16 protein-coding genes are annotated in these 17,564 nt (G+C 63.4%); 7 read left to right on the forward strand and 9 right to left on the reverse strand.

What is annotated here, in order from left to right; all coding sequences use genetic code 11:
- The first annotated feature begins 51 nt into the window (after window positions 1-51).
- Complete coding sequence (locus tag ACTHNR_RS12655; RefSeq protein WP_440547976.1) at window positions 52-1,224, forward strand: 4-hydroxybenzoate 3-monooxygenase; 1,173 nt, start codon at window positions 52-54, stop codon at window positions 1,222-1,224.
- Window positions 1,225-1,302: 78 nt separating this feature from the next.
- Here the strand turns inward: ACTHNR_RS12655 and ACTHNR_RS12660 are convergent, their stop codons facing one another.
- Window positions 1,303-2,430 carry an AAA family ATPase gene (locus ACTHNR_RS12660; RefSeq protein WP_440547977.1) on the reverse strand — a complete coding sequence of 376 codons (1,128 nt, stop codon included), beginning with the start codon at window positions 2,428-2,430 and terminating at the stop codon, window positions 1,303-1,305.
- A gap of 183 nt (window positions 2,431-2,613) precedes the next feature.
- Here ACTHNR_RS12660 and ACTHNR_RS12665 point away from each other — a divergent pair, with 183 nt between their 5' ends.
- Window positions 2,614-3,057, forward strand: a complete 444-nt coding sequence (locus tag ACTHNR_RS12665) for a hypothetical protein (RefSeq protein ID WP_440547979.1) — start codon at window positions 2,614-2,616, stop codon at window positions 3,055-3,057.
- Window positions 3,058-3,071: 14 nt separating this feature from the next.
- Here the strand turns inward: ACTHNR_RS12665 and ACTHNR_RS12670 are convergent, their stop codons facing one another.
- Together ACTHNR_RS12670 and ACTHNR_RS12675 are read right to left on the reverse strand one after the other, a co-directional pair.
- Window positions 3,072-4,628, reverse strand: coding sequence for a methyl-accepting chemotaxis protein (locus ACTHNR_RS12670; protein ID WP_440547980.1), 1,557 nt, complete (start codon window positions 4,626-4,628; stop codon window positions 3,072-3,074).
- A 273-nt stretch (window positions 4,629-4,901) separates the two neighbouring features.
- A complete protein-coding gene (locus tag ACTHNR_RS12675) occupies window positions 4,902-7,106 on the reverse strand; it encodes a protein kinase domain-containing protein (protein WP_440547981.1) in 2,205 nt (734 codons plus the stop codon).
- Window positions 7,107-7,487: 381 nt separating this feature from the next.
- Between ACTHNR_RS12675 and ACTHNR_RS12680 the strand changes: the two genes are divergently transcribed.
- The 3 genes from ACTHNR_RS12680 (at window position 7,488) to ACTHNR_RS12690 (ending at window position 8,508) form a co-directional block, all read left to right on the forward strand.
- A complete protein-coding gene (locus ACTHNR_RS12680; RefSeq protein WP_440547982.1) occupies window positions 7,488-7,757 on the forward strand; it encodes a hypothetical protein in 270 nt (89 codons plus the stop codon).
- A gap of 78 nt (window positions 7,758-7,835) precedes the next feature.
- Window positions 7,836-8,102: a hypothetical protein gene (locus tag ACTHNR_RS12685; RefSeq protein WP_440547983.1), complete on the forward strand. Its 267-nt coding sequence runs from the start codon at window positions 7,836-7,838 to the stop codon at window positions 8,100-8,102.
- A gap of 187 nt (window positions 8,103-8,289) precedes the next feature.
- The gene (locus ACTHNR_RS12690; protein ID WP_440547984.1) at window positions 8,290-8,508 is read left to right on the forward strand and encodes a hypothetical protein; all 219 of its coding nucleotides are present in this window, start codon (window positions 8,290-8,292) and stop codon (window positions 8,506-8,508) included.
- A gap of 19 nt (window positions 8,509-8,527) precedes the next feature.
- Here the strand turns inward: ACTHNR_RS12690 and ACTHNR_RS12695 are convergent, their stop codons facing one another.
- Both ACTHNR_RS12695 and ACTHNR_RS12700 read right to left on the reverse strand, forming a co-directional pair.
- Window positions 8,528-8,782 (reverse strand): hypothetical protein, encoded by a 255-nt coding sequence (locus ACTHNR_RS12695; protein WP_440547985.1) that lies wholly within the window; start codon window positions 8,780-8,782, stop codon window positions 8,528-8,530.
- A 54-nt stretch (window positions 8,783-8,836) separates the two neighbouring features.
- The gene (locus ACTHNR_RS12700; RefSeq protein ID WP_440547986.1) at window positions 8,837-9,340 is read right to left on the reverse strand and encodes a lecithin retinol acyltransferase family protein; all 504 of its coding nucleotides are present in this window, start codon (window positions 9,338-9,340) and stop codon (window positions 8,837-8,839) included.
- A 520-nt stretch (window positions 9,341-9,860) separates the two neighbouring features.
- On the opposite strand from ACTHNR_RS12700, the gene ACTHNR_RS12705 reads away from it, so the two are divergent.
- Both ACTHNR_RS12705 and ACTHNR_RS12710 read left to right on the forward strand, forming a co-directional pair.
- Window positions 9,861-10,145, forward strand: a complete 285-nt coding sequence (locus ACTHNR_RS12705) for a hypothetical protein (protein WP_440547987.1) — start codon at window positions 9,861-9,863, stop codon at window positions 10,143-10,145.
- A 22-nt stretch (window positions 10,146-10,167) separates the two neighbouring features.
- Entirely contained in the window at window positions 10,168-10,944 is a 777-nt protein-coding gene (locus ACTHNR_RS12710; protein ID WP_440547988.1) for a PP2C family protein-serine/threonine phosphatase, read from the forward strand.
- A 57-nt stretch (window positions 10,945-11,001) separates the two neighbouring features.
- Here ACTHNR_RS12710 and ACTHNR_RS12715 read toward each other — a convergent pair whose 3' ends face one another.
- Genes ACTHNR_RS12715 through ACTHNR_RS12730 form a run of 4 tightly spaced genes read right to left on the reverse strand, consistent with a single transcriptional unit; the run spans window position 11,002 to window position 17,548 of the window.
- The gene (locus ACTHNR_RS12715; protein WP_440547989.1) at window positions 11,002-12,321 is read right to left on the reverse strand and encodes a sigma-54 interaction domain-containing protein; all 1,320 of its coding nucleotides are present in this window, start codon (window positions 12,319-12,321) and stop codon (window positions 11,002-11,004) included.
- Complete coding sequence (locus ACTHNR_RS12720) at window positions 12,318-15,389, reverse strand: peptidase domain-containing ABC transporter (RefSeq protein WP_440547991.1); 3,072 nt, start codon at window positions 15,387-15,389, stop codon at window positions 12,318-12,320. Before ACTHNR_RS12720 ends, ACTHNR_RS12715 begins: the two co-directional genes overlap by 4 nt.
- A gap of 17 nt (window positions 15,390-15,406) precedes the next feature.
- Window positions 15,407-16,159, reverse strand: a complete 753-nt coding sequence (locus ACTHNR_RS12725; RefSeq protein ID WP_440547992.1) for a peptidylprolyl isomerase — start codon at window positions 16,157-16,159, stop codon at window positions 15,407-15,409.
- Between the two features lie 33 nt (window positions 16,160-16,192).
- Window positions 16,193-17,548: an HlyD family efflux transporter periplasmic adaptor subunit gene (locus tag ACTHNR_RS12730; protein WP_440548021.1), complete on the reverse strand. Its 1,356-nt coding sequence runs from the start codon at window positions 17,546-17,548 to the stop codon at window positions 16,193-16,195.
- Window positions 17,549-17,564: the final 16 nt, after the last annotated feature.

Here is a 17,564-nt window from a genome sequence, read left to right on the forward strand (position 1 = left end):
AGAGACATTATTTAGACACTCACGAAAATTAAACCTGTTAGGAGACACGTCGTGCGTACGCAAGTCGGCATCATCGGCGCCGGGCCCGCGGGCCTGCTGCTTTCCCATCTGCTTCATCGTCAAGGCATCGAATCGGTCGTCCTGGAGACGCGCGGCCGCGATCAAATCGAATCCACGATTCGCGCGGGCGTACTCGAACAAAACACCACCGATCTGCTGATCGAAGCAGGCGTGGGCGAACGGATGAAAGCCGAAGGCGCGGTGCATCATGGTTTCGAACTGGCGTTCGAAGGCAAGCGGCGCCGCATCGATTTGACCGCGCTAACGGGCCATTCGATCACCGTGTATGCCCAGCATGAAGTGCTGAAAGACTTGGTGGCGGCGCGCGTCGCCGCGAACGGTTCGGTATTTTTCAACGTCTCGAATACGTCGATTTCAGGCATCGACACCGACACGCCCTCGATTCGGTTCACGCACGACGGCGCCGAACAGACGCTGCATTGCGATTTCGTCATTGGTTGCGACGGGTCGCAAGGCATTTCTCGCGCCTCGATTCCGGCAGCACGCCGGCGCGATTACGAGTGCGTGTTTCCATTCGGGTGGTTCGGCATCTTGGTCGAAGCGCCGCCGACATCCGATGAACTGATCTACGCGCGGCACGAGCGCGGATTCGCACTCGTCAGCACGCGCTCGCCGACCGTGCAGCGGATGTACTTTCAGTGCGACCCAAAGGATTCCACCGAGAATTGGTCGGACGACAGGATCTGGTCCGAGCTGCATGCGCGCGTCGATTCGGCCGACGGCGCAACAGTCACGGAGGGGCGAATCTTCCAAAAGAACATCGTTGCGATGCGCAGCTATGTATCGTCGACGATGCAGCATGGGCGGCTATTTCTCGCCGGCGACGCAGCGCATATCGTCCCGCCGACCGGCGCGAAGGGGCTGAACCTCGCCGTGTCCGACATACGGATTCTCGCGAAGGCGCTGCGGGCGTTCTATGCGGAGAATCGCACCGATCTGCTGGACGCCTATACCGATACGGCGCTGAAGCGGATCTGGCGCGCCGAGCACTTCTCGTATTGGATGACGCGGCTGATGCATCGGCTCGACGGCGTATCGGAATTCGAGCAGCGCTTGCAGGTGGCCGAACTCGAGCATGTGACGACGTCGCATGCGGCGGCGTTGGCGATGGCCGAAAACTACGTGGGGACATCGGCCGTCTGAGTTGCCGGTCTACACGTAAACGGGAACGCTCACCAACGCGGCGGTCGCGCCCGTCTATCCAGAGCTAAGGCCATCGGTTCAGTCGACGATGTTACGCACCCAGTCCGCGAAGGTCTCGTTCTCGAACTCATAGACCTCGCGGGGGCTCTTGGCCACGACGGTCTTGTCCGCCAGTCGTACCAGCGCTTTTTGGATATGCGTCGCCTGCAGATCGTCGATTCCGACACGCTTTCGAATCTTGACGAGCGTCGCCTTCGCAAAAGGCTTCGTCGAAGGATCGTCGGCAATCATCCTGACCAGTACGCGCTCGGTGGCGTCGAGCGAATTCCAGGTTCCCTCGTGGTTTTCCGTGCGGGCGAGTTTCTCCTGCTGCATGTCGATCGCCTCGGAAAAGGTGAGCGCCGGGTTCATCATGAGTGCGAGCACCGTCTCCATCAAAGGCTCCGGGCGCCGTCCAAACAGCACAAACGCTTCGCGCGCCGCGCCGATGTCGAGCTTGCGCTTCGTCGATTCCTTGAACCGGCGCGCGATGTACTCGACGAAATCGTCGCCGAGCAGCGGGAAGTCCTGCACCGTGCCCGCTGCTGAGTAAAGCGGCGCATTTGCATTCGTAAAGACATGACCGAGCTTCGTGCGCGAAGACCCGGTAAACAGCAATCGAAGCCTGCGCTGGTGCTTGGTCAGCGTCGTGCGCAGCGCGCGGGCCATTTCCTCGCCTTCCTTGCTGCGGCCGAGCGCCTGGGCCTCATCGATTAGAAAGAGTACGGGCCGGCGCTTCGTCAGTTCGACCACGAGCGCATCCAGCAGCAGCGCCGTATCGCTGATCGCCCGCTTCGCGTCATTCGCAAGCTCGATGTGACCTTCGAGTTTCGCGCCGGCGAATTCCGCCTTGCCCTTGAGCGCCTTGACGGGCGACTGCAGGCGCGCGACGACTTTGTCGAGCAGGGAGTGGGGCTCCAGCGCCTCCTCGAGCGCGCGCACGAGCGCCGCGCCCGGTGTTTGCCGCGTTTGCCAGAGATCGGCGTAGACCACCGTGTAGCCCTCGCTTTCAGCGAGCGGTTTGAGGTCGCGCAAGAGGAACGCCGTCTTGCCGGTGCGGCGCGGCGCGAAAATTGTCGTCGACGTGACAAGCCCGGCGTTCAATGTCGCCAGGTACGCACCCGCCAGGTCCGGCCGCGGGAAATGCCACAGTTCGGTCAGCTCCATCGACTATCCAAAATTATCTGAAGTTGGATAATTATACCGTGCCGGTATAATTTTGGATAACGGCTCTCGCCCGCCGAAACTTCGTTACATCTCTTACGGATCCAGAACCGCTAAGCAACGTTTTCCTTTCTGGGGCCGGATATACTTCGCGCCATCATTCACACGAACGATGAAAGGTCTCAGATGCAAAAGAAACACGTCCGCACTGCCGTATCGGCAACATTGGTGGCGCTGGCCGCATTGAGCGCCCTGCCGGCCTTCGCCGGCGATTTGAGCAACGCGCTCGGCGGCGCGGTGGGTGGCGCGGCCGGCGCCGCCTTGGGCGGCGCAGTAGGCGGCAGCACCGGCTCCGTCATCGGCGGCGCGGTGGGCGGCGGCGCGGGCGGCGCGGTTACCTCGAATCGCCGCGAACGCACGGGTGCGATCGTGGGCGGCGCACTAGGCGGCGGTGTAGGCGCGGCAGCGGGCAACGCCATGGGCGGCCCCGCGGGCGGGATCATCGGCGCAGCGGCCGGCGGTGGAGGCGGTGCGGCGCTCGGCGGTCATATCTCGCGCACGAACTCCTATGCGAACGACTACCGCGCTCGTCCGAGCGGGCGGCATCGCAAGCATCATCATCGCGACTGAGGCGGGCACGCGAATCAATCCAGCTTGAACATGGCGACGGCCTTATTCAGGCCGGCCGCCTGCTCCTCGAGCGACTGAGCCGCCGCGGCGGCCTGCTCGACCAACGCCGCATTGCGCTGCGTGACCTCGTCCATTTGATTGACGGCCTGCGAGACCTGCTCGATGCCGCGGCCTTGTTCTTCCGAGGCCGCCGCAATTTCGCCGACGATGTCCGCCACCTGCTTGATCGCCTGTTTGACGTCCCCCATCGTGGCGCCGACTTCGTTCGCCTTCGTCGCGCCGCCGCGAATCATGGCCACCGAAGAGCCGATGAGCTCCTTGATCTCCTTCGCCGCGGCAGCCGAGCGCTGAGCGAGATTGCGCACTTCGCCCGCCACCACGGCGAATCCGCGCCCTTGGTCGCCCGCGCGCGCGGCTTCCACCGCCGCGTTCAGCGCCAAAATGTTGGTTTGAAACGCGATGCCTTCGATCATCGCCGTAATTTCCGAAATCTTCGTCGAGCTGCTGTTGATCCGCTCGATCGTGTCGACCATTTCGCGCACCGCGTCGTCGCCGGCGTCGGCCATCTGCGTCGCGCGTCCCGCCAGCGTATTGGCCTGGCGCGCGTTATCCGTGTTGTGCCGCACCGCTTCGGTCAGCTCGGTCATGCTCGCGGCCGTTTCTTCGAGCGACGCAGCCTGCTCCTCGGTGCGGCTGGACAGGTCCATATTGCCGCTGGCGATTTCGCGCGCCGCGACGCTGATCGTGTCCGCGCTGCCGCGAATGTGGCTCACCGTCCCCATGAAAGCTTGCCGCATGGCGTCGATGGCCTGAATCACACCATGCGAGTGGCCGCCGGCCGTTTCCACACTCACGGCCAGATTGCCCGAGGCGATCTCGCGCGTCATCCGCATCGCGTACACCGGATCGCCGCCGATCGTGCCGGCGATACTGCGATTGACCAACGACACCAGCGCGGCGAGCAGCAACGCGACCGCGATGAACACCGCCCCCGTCGCATAGAGCGAGTGATAGAAGCTCGCTTCGATGTCGTCGAGGTAAGCGCCGGTGGAAATAATCCAGCCCCATGGAGCGAACAGCACGACGTAGCCGAGCTTGGGTACGGCCTTGGGCGGAGAGACGTGCGGATGCGGGAACACGTAATCGACGAAACCGGCGCTTTGCGGGCCAGTCGCGGTTTTCACGAAGGTCACGTAGTGATGACGGCCATCCGCGTCGGTCACTTTGGTCAAGTCCTCGCCCACCGTCTTCGGCTTCATCGGATGCATCACCATCCGCGCATCCGTATCCAGCACGAGGAAATAGCCGTCGCTGCCGTAGCGCACGCCGCGCAGACGATCGAGCGCCTCCTTCTTCGCGTCGGCGTCGCTCATCTTGCCGGCGCGCGCCAATGCTTCGTACTCCTTGACGATCGACAGGCCGATTTGCGCGCTGTTCACGAGATCGGCTTTGCGCTCGTCCATACGCGTTTGGTATGACAAGTAGGCCGCCGACAGCGAAACGATCAGCAGCGCGAGCAGGCTCGCGATCAAAGGGAGCCAGAGCTTCTGCTTGAAGCGGAGCGGGAACATGGCGTCTCTCAGGGCAGGGGTTACGGTGACAGGGCGATCCGCGTGTTCTCGCCCTGCCTGGAATCGATTCGAGCGGAACGGCCTTGTCGAGTCGACGCTAACGCAATCCAGCGTCATACCCCTGTATACGGCGCGTTCGTTGCGCACTTGATCGGTAGTTGACCTGAATACGACGCCGATTTTTTCAGCTTTTGGCGGTCACCGGTTCTTTTTATTAAACGCTTCCGTCATAAGCCGCCTCGCTCGGACGGTCATTCTTCACCCGCTCCGCCCTTAGCGCTGCGCCGCTCTCGTCGTAATCTGTGCGATATCGACGCCCACTCGCCCTGCGCCGTCCTTCGCGGCGATCCGCTGCAAGCGTTCTTTGAGCGCGGCCAAATAATCGGCATGCGGCTCCACGTCCGGCCGCAACGCATCGAATAGCGGTTCCGGCGTAACGACGAGCACGATCATTTCGATTCCGAAGGGTTTGCCGATGATCCACTCGCCGGCATCGCCGATCGTTGCGGCGTAGTGCGGCGGCGCCTGATTGTCCTTTGCACGATGGCTGGGCACCAGATGCACGACATTGCCGTCCAACGCGTAATAGTCGACGCTGACATACGAGTCGTAGCCCGGCGTCGTGACGTTGACCACGAGCGGGCTTCCCTCGACGAGATTCCCATTGGGCGCCTTGGGCTGAATCGATGCGCCTGCGGCGACGCTTCCCGTTCGATGCGTCGCCGCCCAGTAGGGCGCCAATGCCGAGACCGCATCGCAGTTCACGGAACTCACCGGCTGCACGTCGAGGCTCACGGCGTCCGCGCCCACGACGGGGGCCAGCGCATCGCGCAGCCGCGAAACGCCCCCGCCTTGTTCGACATAGCCGCTCAAGCGCAAGGTCGATCCGACGACCGCCGCGCTCAGTGCCGAACACGGCTGCTCTGCGAGCACCGGGGAGACGGCCGCGAGCGAAAGCGGCGCGCGCGATGCGGGCGTCGCGGCGGCGCCGGCCGATGCTGCCCGAGGCTCAGCTCCGGCGATGGCTCCGGAAGGGTTGAGCGAACTTGGCGCATTCGTGCTGTCGCGCGTGTGACTGCCGACCGGCGAACCTGGCCCGCCAGCCGTCCCCGCTCGATAGCCGTACCAAAGCGCAGCGACGGCCACGAGCGCGCCGATCGTGAGGCTCCCCGACTTCACCAGCGTTCGGTTCATTGCGACGCCGACGCGCGCCGAGCGCGTCCGCTGCGTTGTTTCCAAAGCCTTCGACGTTTCGGGCACCGGCGCGCTCTTCGCAGCGCGCCCCGCCGACGTGGACGCCGCCTTCGCCGGCGCGGGCGGCGCTTTCATCAGCGCGCCCATGCCGTCCATGAACCGCTCCAAATTAGCCGTGCGTGTCGCGCGATCGAGTGAGAGCGCTTCGGATAGCGCTTTCCATTGCCGCCGATTCAAACCGCTCGGACGCTCAGGCTGCTTCCTGGCGGCGCGGGCCTCGATCGACGACATGCGGTTGAACGGATGACGGCCGGTCAGCAGTTCGTAGGTCACGCAGGCCATCGCATACACGTCGTCGCTCGGGTCGGGCTGGCGATGCTCGAACATCTCGGGGCTTGCATAAGCGGGCGTGATGCCGCCGAGCGTGGCCGGGTCGAACACGGTCAAGTCGGCTTCCTCATCGGGCCGAGTCAGCGCGCGCGCAATGCCGAAATCGATCACCTTCACTTCGCCCGAATCGGTCAAGAACACGTTGGCGGGTTTGAAATCGCAATGCACGAAGCCGCGCTCGTGCGCGTAGGCCAGCGCCCGCCCCATGCCAGCGATGATCGGCAGCGCTTTGTCGTAGGGCATGCCCGCAAACCCGGGCTCGCGCAGCAGCGCGCTGAGCGGGCCGCCCGAGAGATACTCCATCGTGATGTAGACGATCGGCCCGTCGCGATCGAAATCGTAGACGGTCACGATGTTGCGGTGCGCGAGCGTCTGCGCTTTGCGAGCCTCGCGCTGCAACGCAATGAGCGAAGTCGGCTGACCGCGAAACTGCACGTTCAACACCTTGATCGCGATGTACGGCATGCGGTCGGCGGCCTCGAGCTTGCGCAGATCGAGCGCCTTGTAGACGGTGCCCATGCCGCCCACGCCAAGGCACGCTTCGAGCACGAATCGACCGTTCAACGTATCGCCGATGCCTTTCGTATGCGACTGTTCGTGCTGCGCCCCACCGTCCGGCATCGACGCTGTCGCGGCCGGAGCCGGCCCGGCCTGCACCCGTGTCTCGTCGCTCAAGCGTTGATGCGCATGGGTGAGTCGTTCGATGTGCCGAATCAGCTCGGCGTAGATTGCGTCGGGCAGCGGGTCCTGCGTTTGCGTTTGGTCTAACGTTTCCCGCAGCCGCGCGCAATTGGCGAAGTCGAGCACCAGCGCGCGGTCGATCTGCGCAAAGAAAGACTCGCGCGAAAGCGTCCCCTTCTTGTAGGTCTGAATCAACTCCGCAAGACTCGTCATGCGTGCGCCTCTCAGGCTACGAACAACGTGCGTCCAATTGTGCGCGAATAGCCGCTTTGCTGATCGATACTAGTCTGCGCGGAGGCCCCGCGCAATTGCTGTGGACCTCACCGTGCGCGCAAGCGCGCATCTGTCGTATCGCAGCCAACAGCATGCTTCGTTGTGTTGGCCCGCGAACATCAGCGCAGGCGTCGATACGCTTTCCCGAACGCCGTTTCGCCTTCTCGCGAAAACACGGCGCCCCTTATCCGATAGGCGTTTGCGCGCCGCGTGTGGCTTCACCCCTCTCGCTTGGCACACCCTGTGCAGTATGAGAACCGAGCCCGCAACACTTGCAGCTCACTTTTCCGGCCTCACCGCCCACCCTTTTGGAGAACTGCCATGACCTCGCTCAGAATCGAAAACCTCGACCTCGCCAAAGAACTCGACGGCCGCGCCATGTCCGCCGTACGCGGCGGCACGCTCGGGTACTTCGCACTGCCGTACTACTCGCCCGTGCATGTGACCGATACGACCAACTTCAGCGCCCAGCAGCTGATCGGCCAGACGAACACCATCGTCAACAACAACGGCAACAACGTGGCGTTCGCAAGCGCTATCTCGTCGACGATCAAGCCCACGCAAACCGCCACGAACACGATCAACTTCTGAACGTGCTTGCCGCAGTCGCGAGGCCCCATGGCCTCGCGACGCTCGATCAGCCGTCACAGCCCCTTTCGGAGAAGCGCCATGTCATCCGTCGTCATCCACGAGCTGCCGCCCGATACGGAACTCGACCGCAAGGTCATGTCCGACATTCGCGGCGGCGCCAATTCCTGGCTCTCGGGCCTGGGTCCTGTCGCCAACGTCAACGTCGGCGTAAGCCAGAACATCGAACAGAACCAGGCCGTCGTCGTCAACGCGTTCAACAACAACTTGATCGTCGGCGCCGGAGTCGGTCCGTTCAAGCTCGACGTCAATCCTTCGCAATTCGCCGCTACCGGCTTCTCGCTTTGACCCGTCGTGTTCAGCTCAAGGCAATCGTGGCTTCGCCGCCCCGATTGCCTTTTTCTTTGCCTAGCAGCCCGTTGTTCCCGCGACGGGCCGCGTCGCCTCCTATACTGAATCGAACGTCACGCTCGCCCGGCCCCGTAATCACGCATCCATCGGCTCGGTTCACTCCCTTCCTTCGCGCGGAGTTGCCATGACAACACTCGTCATTCACGATCTGCCCGAAAGCATCGATCTCGATCGGCAAGCGATGGCCGCCATTACCGGCGGCTCGATGGTTCAAGCGCGGCAGACGCTGTTCGTGCGCCGGCATAGCCTCACAGGGCTGCCGCAACTCGGATTTTCGACCGTGAGCGAGGCGGGGCCGCTCGGCCAAATCGATCAGCCATTGCGCACGACGCTACTGCGCTGATTGGATTGCGACGCTGGACTCAAGCCGCCAGAGGCAACATGGCGGGCCGTGTGGCCGCGGGCGGGAAGACGCACCACGAGCCGTCGTCGTGGCGGAAGAAGAAGATGGCGAGCGTGCCGCTCGTATGCGCCGCTTCGACGCGAACGTAGCGGTGCCGCTGGTGAAGCATGCGGCCGATGTGCGTCACCCGCGCCGGGACCGACGCCGTGGGCGCCAGCCACTTGTCGACCAGCTGACGAAGCGATGAGGTAGCGGGCGAGTGGGCGGGGTTCATGAGCATCTCCGATTCGGTCGGTGTATCGGGTGACGTTACGTTGCTACGCTGCGGTTACGCGGCTAGCGCGGCGAAGGCGACCGTGCCGTGCGTGCGCCGTGTGCCGGCGGCGCGCAGCCCGCGCCGCGCGGAAGCGGCGACGAGCGTGCGGCACATACCCGTGATGGCGCGCGCCGCGACTAACGGATGACGCACGCAGGCGCGCACTTGTTCGCTGCGGGCCACGCCGTCGATACACCATGTGCAAAAGTGTTCGCAGTTGTTCGTGAGCAGCCGGTAGTGGTTTTCGCCCAGACGCGAACGCGCGCGTTGCACGGCCTCGCGGCCGATGTAGCGGGCGTGCGGTTCGTCCATCACGGTCACCGCGTGCGCGCCGGCGAAACGCGAGAGCGACACTTCCTCGACCGGGCCGCGACGCAGCGTCGTGCAGAACCCCGAGTAGTGAATGACCTTGCCGTTTCCGACGTAGATGCCGTGATGGCTGTAACCGGCACGGCACGTGACGAGATGAGCACCGAGAGGCAACTCGATTTCGGCTGAGAGAAGGGCGGCGTTCATGGCATTCATCCGTCTGGCAAGGTTCGGCAAACTCATGTGTCGTATAGGTTTGCCTCGTGCAGACCAATCTGCATCCTCTATGCCAGTGAGCGCGTGCCCGTCGCGCAAGGCTTTGCGCGATGAGCGCGAGGCGCAGGACGTTCAATCGTCGGGCCGACGCCAACACCGCAGGCGTTCATATGTTGGTCTGGACACACCAGTGCCCGGGCTTCGGTAGTCATATGGGAAACGCGGCGCGATGTTGGTTCGGTCCGCACTGCAACGCGGACGATGTCGGCGGCGCGGCAACAGCAGCAACGCGTGTGGAACGAGGGGATGAAGAGGCCGAACGTGCGCGGTTTCGGCGAGCGCTTGGCCCGGCGCGGTTCGCGTGGAACGCCGCTTCTTAAATGCGGTTCCTCGGATGAATGCGATTCCTATGGCATGCGACTTGCCTTTTCTGGCCGGTACACGCGAGTGCCCAACCTCACCCGCGGAACACTCGCTCTACTCCGACAACGCTTATTCAAGGAGATCTTTCATGGCCGCCATCACGATCCTCGACCTGAGCATGACCCGCGATATGCCGCGCCAATCGATGTCGCTGATACGCGGCGCGGGCGCACCTTGGGTGTTCGGCTGGATCCAGCCGTTCGCACCGCCCGTCGCGAGTGTTGGCCCCGTGGTCAATCTGTATCAGACGAACAACACGTTCTACGCCAATCAAGTCGTCAATCAGTTCCAGTCGATCAATGTCGAGAACGGCGGCGCGAATTCGAATCTCACCGTGGTCGTCGGCGAAAACGGCAAGAACGGCCTCGGCTGATCCCACTTGACGGGGGCGCCTCATGGCAACCCAGTTAGTTTGGACGTCGGCTTGCGCAAGCGATGTCGGCTGCGTGCGCGGCGTCAACGAAGACGCTTGCCTCGACTTGCCGCGCGCCGGCCTATGGGCCGTCGCGGACGGCATGGGCGGCCACGACGCCGGCGACGTCGCCAGCCGTATGGTGATCGACGCGCTCGCCATGCTGAACTCGCCGCCGCATCTCGAGCCGTTCGTCGCCGCGGCGCGAGACGCGCTGCAAGCGGTGAACCGCCGCTTGCGCGACGAGGCGGCTTCGCGCCGCGTGCGCACGATCGGGTCCACCGTGGCCGCTTGCCTGTCGCGCGCGCACAGCTGCGCCGTGCTGTGGGCCGGCGATAGCCGTATCTATCTCTATCGCGACGCGCACCTGCGGCAAATCACGCGCGACCACACGCAGGTCGAGGCGCTTAGAGCGCAGGGTTATCTCACTGACGAAGAAGCGCGCCATCATCCCGCGCATCATCTGATCACGCGCGCAGTCGGCGCCGCCGATTGGCTCGAGGTCGACGAAATGCAAGTCGATGTGCGCGACGGCGACGTCTTCCTGATTTGCAGCGACGGGTTGACGAACGAAGTCGACGATACGGGCATCGCGCTCGCCTTGACGCAAGCCGCAGACAATGTCGACGCGGCCGCCCATGCGCTCGTTGCGGCCGCGCTCGGCAAGGGCGCGCGTGACAACGTCACGGTGATCGTGACCCGCGCGAGCGATCCGGACGCGGGCGATCGAACGCTGTTCAATCCGTCCGTCGCGCCGTGAGCATGCAAAGTGGGCGTGCCGTTCGCGCGTCGCCCGGCGCGAGCCCGGGTCGAACTTTCAGCCCTTGTCGCGCAACGCCCCGTCCTGCGCCTGCCGACGAAAATCCTTCGAATGAATGCCGTGCTTCTTCAGGAGCATTTGCAGATGGGAGCGATTCATCTCGCAGCGCCGCGCGAGCTCCGCCACCGTCCCGCCCGTCTCTTGCAGCCCCCGCTCGAGAAATGCGCGTTCGGCTTCGTCGCTTGCCGCGCGCTTCGCTTCGGCCAGAGAAATCGGCGTGTCCGACATGCTCGCGGCAGCCGGCGTCCCGCCGCCGTCCACCAAGGACGACCCGCCACGCTGCGGCTTGATGTCCTCCGGCAGATGGTCGATATCGGCCACTTCGCCCGCGAGGCAGGAAAGACGATAAATCAAATTGCGCAGCTCCCGGATATTGCCGGGGTACGCATAGCCGAGCAAGAACTCACGCAGCTTTGGCGTCATTTTTACGGGCCTGCGCTTGAGCGCTTCAGCCGCTTCGTCGCCGAAGTAGGAAAACAGCAACGGGATTTCATCGCGGCGCTCGCGCAGCGCCGGTAACGTCAGATGAATGACGCTCAGCCGATAAAACAAGTCCTCGCGAAAGCGCCCCTCTTCGCTCATCTGCCGCAGGTTGCGATTGGTTGCGGCCACGATGCGCGTATCCACGGCGATCGCCTCGTCGGACCCCACGCGCTGGATCTCGTGCGCCTCCAGCACGCGCAGCAGCTTCACTTGCCCGCTCAAAGGCAATTCGCCTATTTCATCCAAGAAGATGGTCCCGGTATGCGCGCTTTCGAACTTGCCCTTTCGGTCGCTCGACGCGCCCGTGAAAGCGCCCTTCTTGTGCCCGAAGAGCTCCGATTCGAGCAGGTTGTCGGGAATTGCGCCGCAGTTCACCGAAATATACGGCTTGTCGGCCCGCGATCCGTTCGCGTGAATGACTTTCGCCATGAGTTCCTTGCCCGTGCCGCTCTCCCCGTCGATCAGCACCGCCAGATCCGTGGGAGCGGCCTTCTCCGCGATTTCGAGCGCCGCGAGCAGCTTCGGATTGTCGCCGAACGTGCCTTCGAAAACGAAGCTGCGGTCCATGAGCGCCTGCCGGCGCTGACGCACCGTCAGCTCCGCCGCCGCGGGCGAACTGGGCTCGACCTCGGCCGCCTCGACGAAACGCTCCTTGCGCGAGAGCTGCATGACGTCGTCGCGCAGCATGTTGGCTTGATTGAGGAGTTTTTCGATGTCGGCGCGCTCGAGTTTCGGCGCCCAGCGCAGCGTCGAACGCACGATCTCGATCTTCTCGAGCAGCCCCGCGTACGAAACGGTCGAGCTGCCGATGCCCAAGGGATCGAAGAGTTTCATGGGGCACTCAGCTGCTTCTGCACGAGCTGGTAATACATGCCCTTGCGTTGGACCAGCTCTTCGTGACGGCCGTCTTCGACGATCGCACCGTCGTAGAGCACGAGAATCTTATCGGCGCGCATGATCGTGCTCAAGCGATGCGCGATGATGACGGCGGTGCGCCCCTTCAAAATCTCCTGCATGTTCGCGAGGATGTTGCTTTCCGATTGCGTGTCGAGCGAGGAGGTGGCCTCGTCGAACACGATCAGCCGAGGGTCGTGATACAGCGCCCGCGCGATGCACAGCCGCTGAATCTGCCCGCCCGACAACCCGACGCCGCGCTCGCCCACGACCTGCTCGTAGCCGAGCGGCATCTTGCAGATGAACGCATGCGCATCGGCCATCTTGGCGACCTCTTCCATGCGGCGCCGGTCGGGACTCGCGTCGCCGCATGCGATGTTTTCCGCGATCGTGCCGGAGAACACCAAGTTGGTTTGCATCACATAGCCGATCTGCGCTCGATAGTACGCCTGATCGAGGACGTTCATGTCGTAGCCGTCGACCACGATCTTGCCGTCCGTCGGCGGATAAAAACCGACCAAAAGCTTCGCGAGCGTGGTCTTGCCCGAGCCGCTGCGGCCGACGATCGCCACCATTTCGCCCGGCTTGATCTCGAAGCTGATGTTCTCCAGCACATAGGGCGTCTCGTTCCCGCCGTAGCGGAAATACACGCCCGAGAACTTGATATCGCCTTGCAAATCGGGCAGCAAAACGCGCGAGGCCGCTTCCGCCGGCTTTTGCTCCGGCTCGATGTCGAGCACGTCGCCTAGCCGCTCCATCGCCACCGCGGCGTCGTTCATGAGGCTCCAAAGCCCGACCAGCCCCATGAGCGGTGCCAGCACGCTGCCCATGAACGCATTGAACGCAATCAGTTGCCCGATCGACAGCTCTTGCGCGAGCACGAGCTTCGCGCCTGCCCAGAGGATCACGATCGTCGTGGCCGCGTTGAGCAGTTGGCTGCCGAACCCGACGAGAATATGAAACGATTGCGCGCGATACTGCACGTCGAGCGCCTTCGCATATTTGCGCTCCCATTTGAGCCGCACGGGACGCTCGATCCCCATTCCCTTCACCGTTTCGATGCCGCCCAGCGTCTCCATCAGAAAAGACTTCGCTTCCGTCGAGGCCGAAAACACCTCTCGCGCCAGGCGCTTGATGCGCGGCGTCGCCATCGCCGTCAGCCCCATGATCGGGACGACGAAAGCGATCAGAAGCAACGTCAGCTTCACGTTGTAGAGAAACATGACCGTGAAATAGATGACGATCATGAGCACATTGAGCGCCGTCGTCACGGTCGATTCGGTGAGAAAAGCGCGGATCGTTTGATTCTCTTGGAAGCGAGCGAACACATCGCCCGTCTTTCGCTTCGCGAAGAAGCCGAGCGGCAACGACATCGTGTGCTTGAAGAACTGCGACATCATCGAAAAATCAAGGCTGCGCACCATGAAATTCGATAGGTATGCGCGTATGGTCGTCATCAACTGCGCGAATAGATTGGAGATGATGAGGCCGACGATCAGCAGATTGAGCAAGCCTACGTTCTGATGAACGACGACGCCGTCCAAGATGTTCTGAATGATGAGCGGCGGCACGATGCCGAGCGCCTGGATGACGAAGGTGGCGAGAAACAGGTGGCCCAATATCTTCTTGTAAGGCTTCAGATAGCCGATGAAGCGTACCCATGGCGAACGCGCGGCGCCTGCCTGAACGCTTGCCTCACTCGTGGAAAACAGCAGACACGTGCCGCTCCAGCCGCGCTCGAACTCCTCGATCGTCAGCCTGCGAAACCCGAGCGCCGGATCGGCGATGCGCACCCATCGCTTCGACATGCCGTACACGACGACATAGTGATAGCCCTCCCAATGCACGATGAACGGCAATTCGAAGTCGAGCATCGCGTCGAACGTGCATTGCACGCCGCGCGCGGTGAAGCCGAGCGATTCCCCTGCGCGAGCCAGACTATCGAGCGTCGCGCCTTCGGCCGTCACGTTGGCCAGCTCGCGCAGCTTGCCGAGCGTCATTGCGATGCCGTAATGGCGGCATATCATCGCCAGGCACGCCGCCCCGCAATCCATTTCCTCGGCCTGCTCGACCAGCGCGAAGCGCTTGACGAGCTTGGCGCCCACCTCGTCGCGCGCGGCCAGATCGAGCGTGACGGGGCGCTTGCGCCGCTCGGCCAGCAACCGGTGGCGCTGCAATTCGCGATCCATGAAGCGGATGCGCTCCTCCAGCACCTCTCTGAGCTTGGGATTGCGCTCGAGCATGAAGTGCAGCGTCTTTTCCGGAATCACGAGCAAGCGCACTTCCGTCGCGGCCGTCACCGTCGACTGCTGCTCTTGCCGCAGCACGCAGGCGCGTTCGCCGAAGATCGCGCCTGCCCCGAGCGTGGCCAGCGCGAACTCGTCGCCCTCCGCGCGATGCGTCACGCGCACTTCGCCGTGCCGTACGACGTATAGGCGCATGTCCCCGCGCGCGCCTTGCTTGAGGATTTCCTTTCCCGCCGCCACGCGCTTCACGCCCACGCTCGAAACGTATTCCTCGAGTTCGGCGCGCGAGAGCTTCCCTCGTAGGTCGAACAGCCGGGCGACGAAACCGCCCGCCGAGCTGATGGCGACGTAGCTCGTCACGAACGCGCGCGCGGCTTCGTTCAACGCAAGCTCGGCCTCGATCGCCATGCGCGGAATGACGAGCAATTCGGCCTTCGACGACGCGCGCACCGAAGCCTCGCTCCTGTGATCGCGCAGCATCGCAATTTCGGAAAACGCTTCTCCGGCCTTTCTTACGCCAAGGCTCGTCTCCTTGCCGCCTTCCTCGGTGAAAAGACGCACGCTTCCCGTGCGCACGACGATGAGCCCATCGCTGCGCTCCCCGTTGCGGCAGACCGTATCGCCGAAGGCGAACGCGCGCCGCTGCGCGGCGTTCGCCAATCGCTCCAGCTCCTCGCGCGTGAAGAGCGAAAGCGGCTCGACCGTCGACAAGAACTCCGCCAACGATTGCACGTCGGCCGGCGCGGGGGCTTTCGCGTCCATGGGTTAGCCTCTGCGCCTCAGCGCGCCTCGATGATATGTTCTTGCGCCCGTGCGGCGAGCCATTCCTCACGCAGAATGCGCCGTACTTCGGAAGCGACGTCGGCATCGAGCGTCGCGGGACACTTTGCCGTGACTGAAAATATTTCGTAGAACGAGCCATCGGGCGCGGCGAACGGGCCGATCAAGTCACCGGCTCGGGCATTGAAAACCTTCGCTTCGATATCCGTCTTCAACGAGCCGCGCAGCACCTTTCCGATCACCCCGCCGCGCTCGCGCGTGTCGGCGATCGAATGCTCGCGCGCCATATCGGCGAAGCTGTCGGGATCGTCGGCCAGCACCGACATCATCTCCTTCGCTTGACCCTCGCCTTCGAGCACGATATGGCTCACCTCCACACAGTCGAACTTCGGGGAGTTGAGCGTGAAGTACGCCTGCACGGCATCGTCGCTCGTGATCTCGGCAAGCATCTTCTCCTGATAGAGCGTGTCGGTCACATAGGCTTCGAATTCGTCGAGGCTGACGCCGAAAGCATCGAGAAACCGGTTCATGTCGGCGGCGCGATGCAGACCGCGCACTCGGCGGAATTGATCGGCCCGCGCTTGGATCTCTTCGGTCGACACCCGCACGCCGAGCTTCTTCGCGGCGATGACCGTGAGCCGCTCGCGAACTTGCTGCTCGACGAGGTTTTCGAACTGCCCATTCAGTTTCAACGCTCGAATGAAGTCGTCGGTGTCGACCACCTCATCATCGATTCGCACGATCGCCGTCATTTCGATCTCCTTCGCTCTATTCGCATCCCTCAGTCACCCCGCGATCGTCCGGAAAGGATCGAGCGCGAAGTCGATCAGCCGGCGCTCGCGCACCACGATTTCGGCTGTCGCAGTCATGCCGTAGCGCAGCGGATACTTCGCCCCGCCGATTACGTAGTCCGTTCTCACAGGCACCACGCGGGCTTCGTACACGGGCTGCTTCGTCGCCGCCGAAGGCTTGGTGGCCGGCGAAATGTATTCGAGCGTTCCGTCGATTGCGCCATAGCGCTGATAGGGAAACGCATTGAACTTCAGCTTGACGCGCTGACCTTCGCGCAAGAAGGCGCGGTCTTGCTCGGCGATCTCGATCTTCACGACGGGCCGTGCATTCTCGGGCGCGATATCGCCCAGCGGCGCGTTTGCCTGGATCTTGTCGCCGGGCTGCGTGGTCGTCACCTCGGTCACGACGCCGGACACGGGCGCGAGCACGAGCAAGAAGTTGTCCTTGTCGATGTTTTCGAAGCGGATGCGCGCGGCGGCATCGGCGGCTAGCCGCGCCGTCTGCACTTGGAGGCGCAGTTTGTCCTCCGTATTCGCGATTTCGCGCAACGTGGCGTCGTATTCGATGTTCAGCTTGGTGAGCGTTTCGGCGCTGCCTTCCAGTTGCGCCTTCGCTTGCGCGAAGTCGTGGCTCGATTGCGCTTCCAACTGCGCCAACTGGGCCTGCGCGATACGGACGTTGTTATCGGCCTGCTGGAACGCGTTCTTCTTTTCCTCGACCTGCGTTTGCGATACGCCCCCGCCGCCGGGCAATGCGAAAAGCCGCGCGAACTTGTCGGCTTCAGACTTCGCGAGGTCGCGCGCCTGCACGGCGTTCGCCACGCCGCTGCGCGCGGCATCGAGCTGCGCCTTTTGCGATTGGGCGAGCTTGCTCGTGCCCTCGGCCACACGGATGTCGTGCAGATGGGATTCCACGTCGATCTGCGCTTTCAACGCATCGGCCTGACGCTGCATCAGCGCCTTTTTCGCGGGAAATTGCCGCCACTCGCGTTCGGCGTCCTCGAGCTTCAGGCGCGCATCGAGCGCGTTCGTCGCCGCCTCGATCGCACCGCGTGCATTGATCCGGCCGATCACATCGTCCTTCTTCACCGGCTGCCCTTCGGCAATGTAGATATCGGCAAGTTCGCCGTCGACCGGGGCGTAGATGCGCCGCACCTCCGATTCCGGGGCAAGGGCGCCTTGCGCGGACACGAGCACGTCCGCATGACCGAAGAACGACCACGCCAACGCAATCAGAATGAGCGCAGCCACCGCGATCACGGCCGCCTCGATGAGGCGCCGTGGCTCCTCGGCCAAGATGGCAATGCCTTCGGCGCCGTGATCCTCGAGCGCGCGCGCGAGCGGCTCCATTCCAGGCGATTCGCGT

Source organism: Trinickia sp., from assembly GCF_051954495.1.
In the GTDB taxonomy this organism is placed as follows: domain Bacteria; phylum Pseudomonadota; class Gammaproteobacteria; order Burkholderiales; family Burkholderiaceae; genus Trinickia.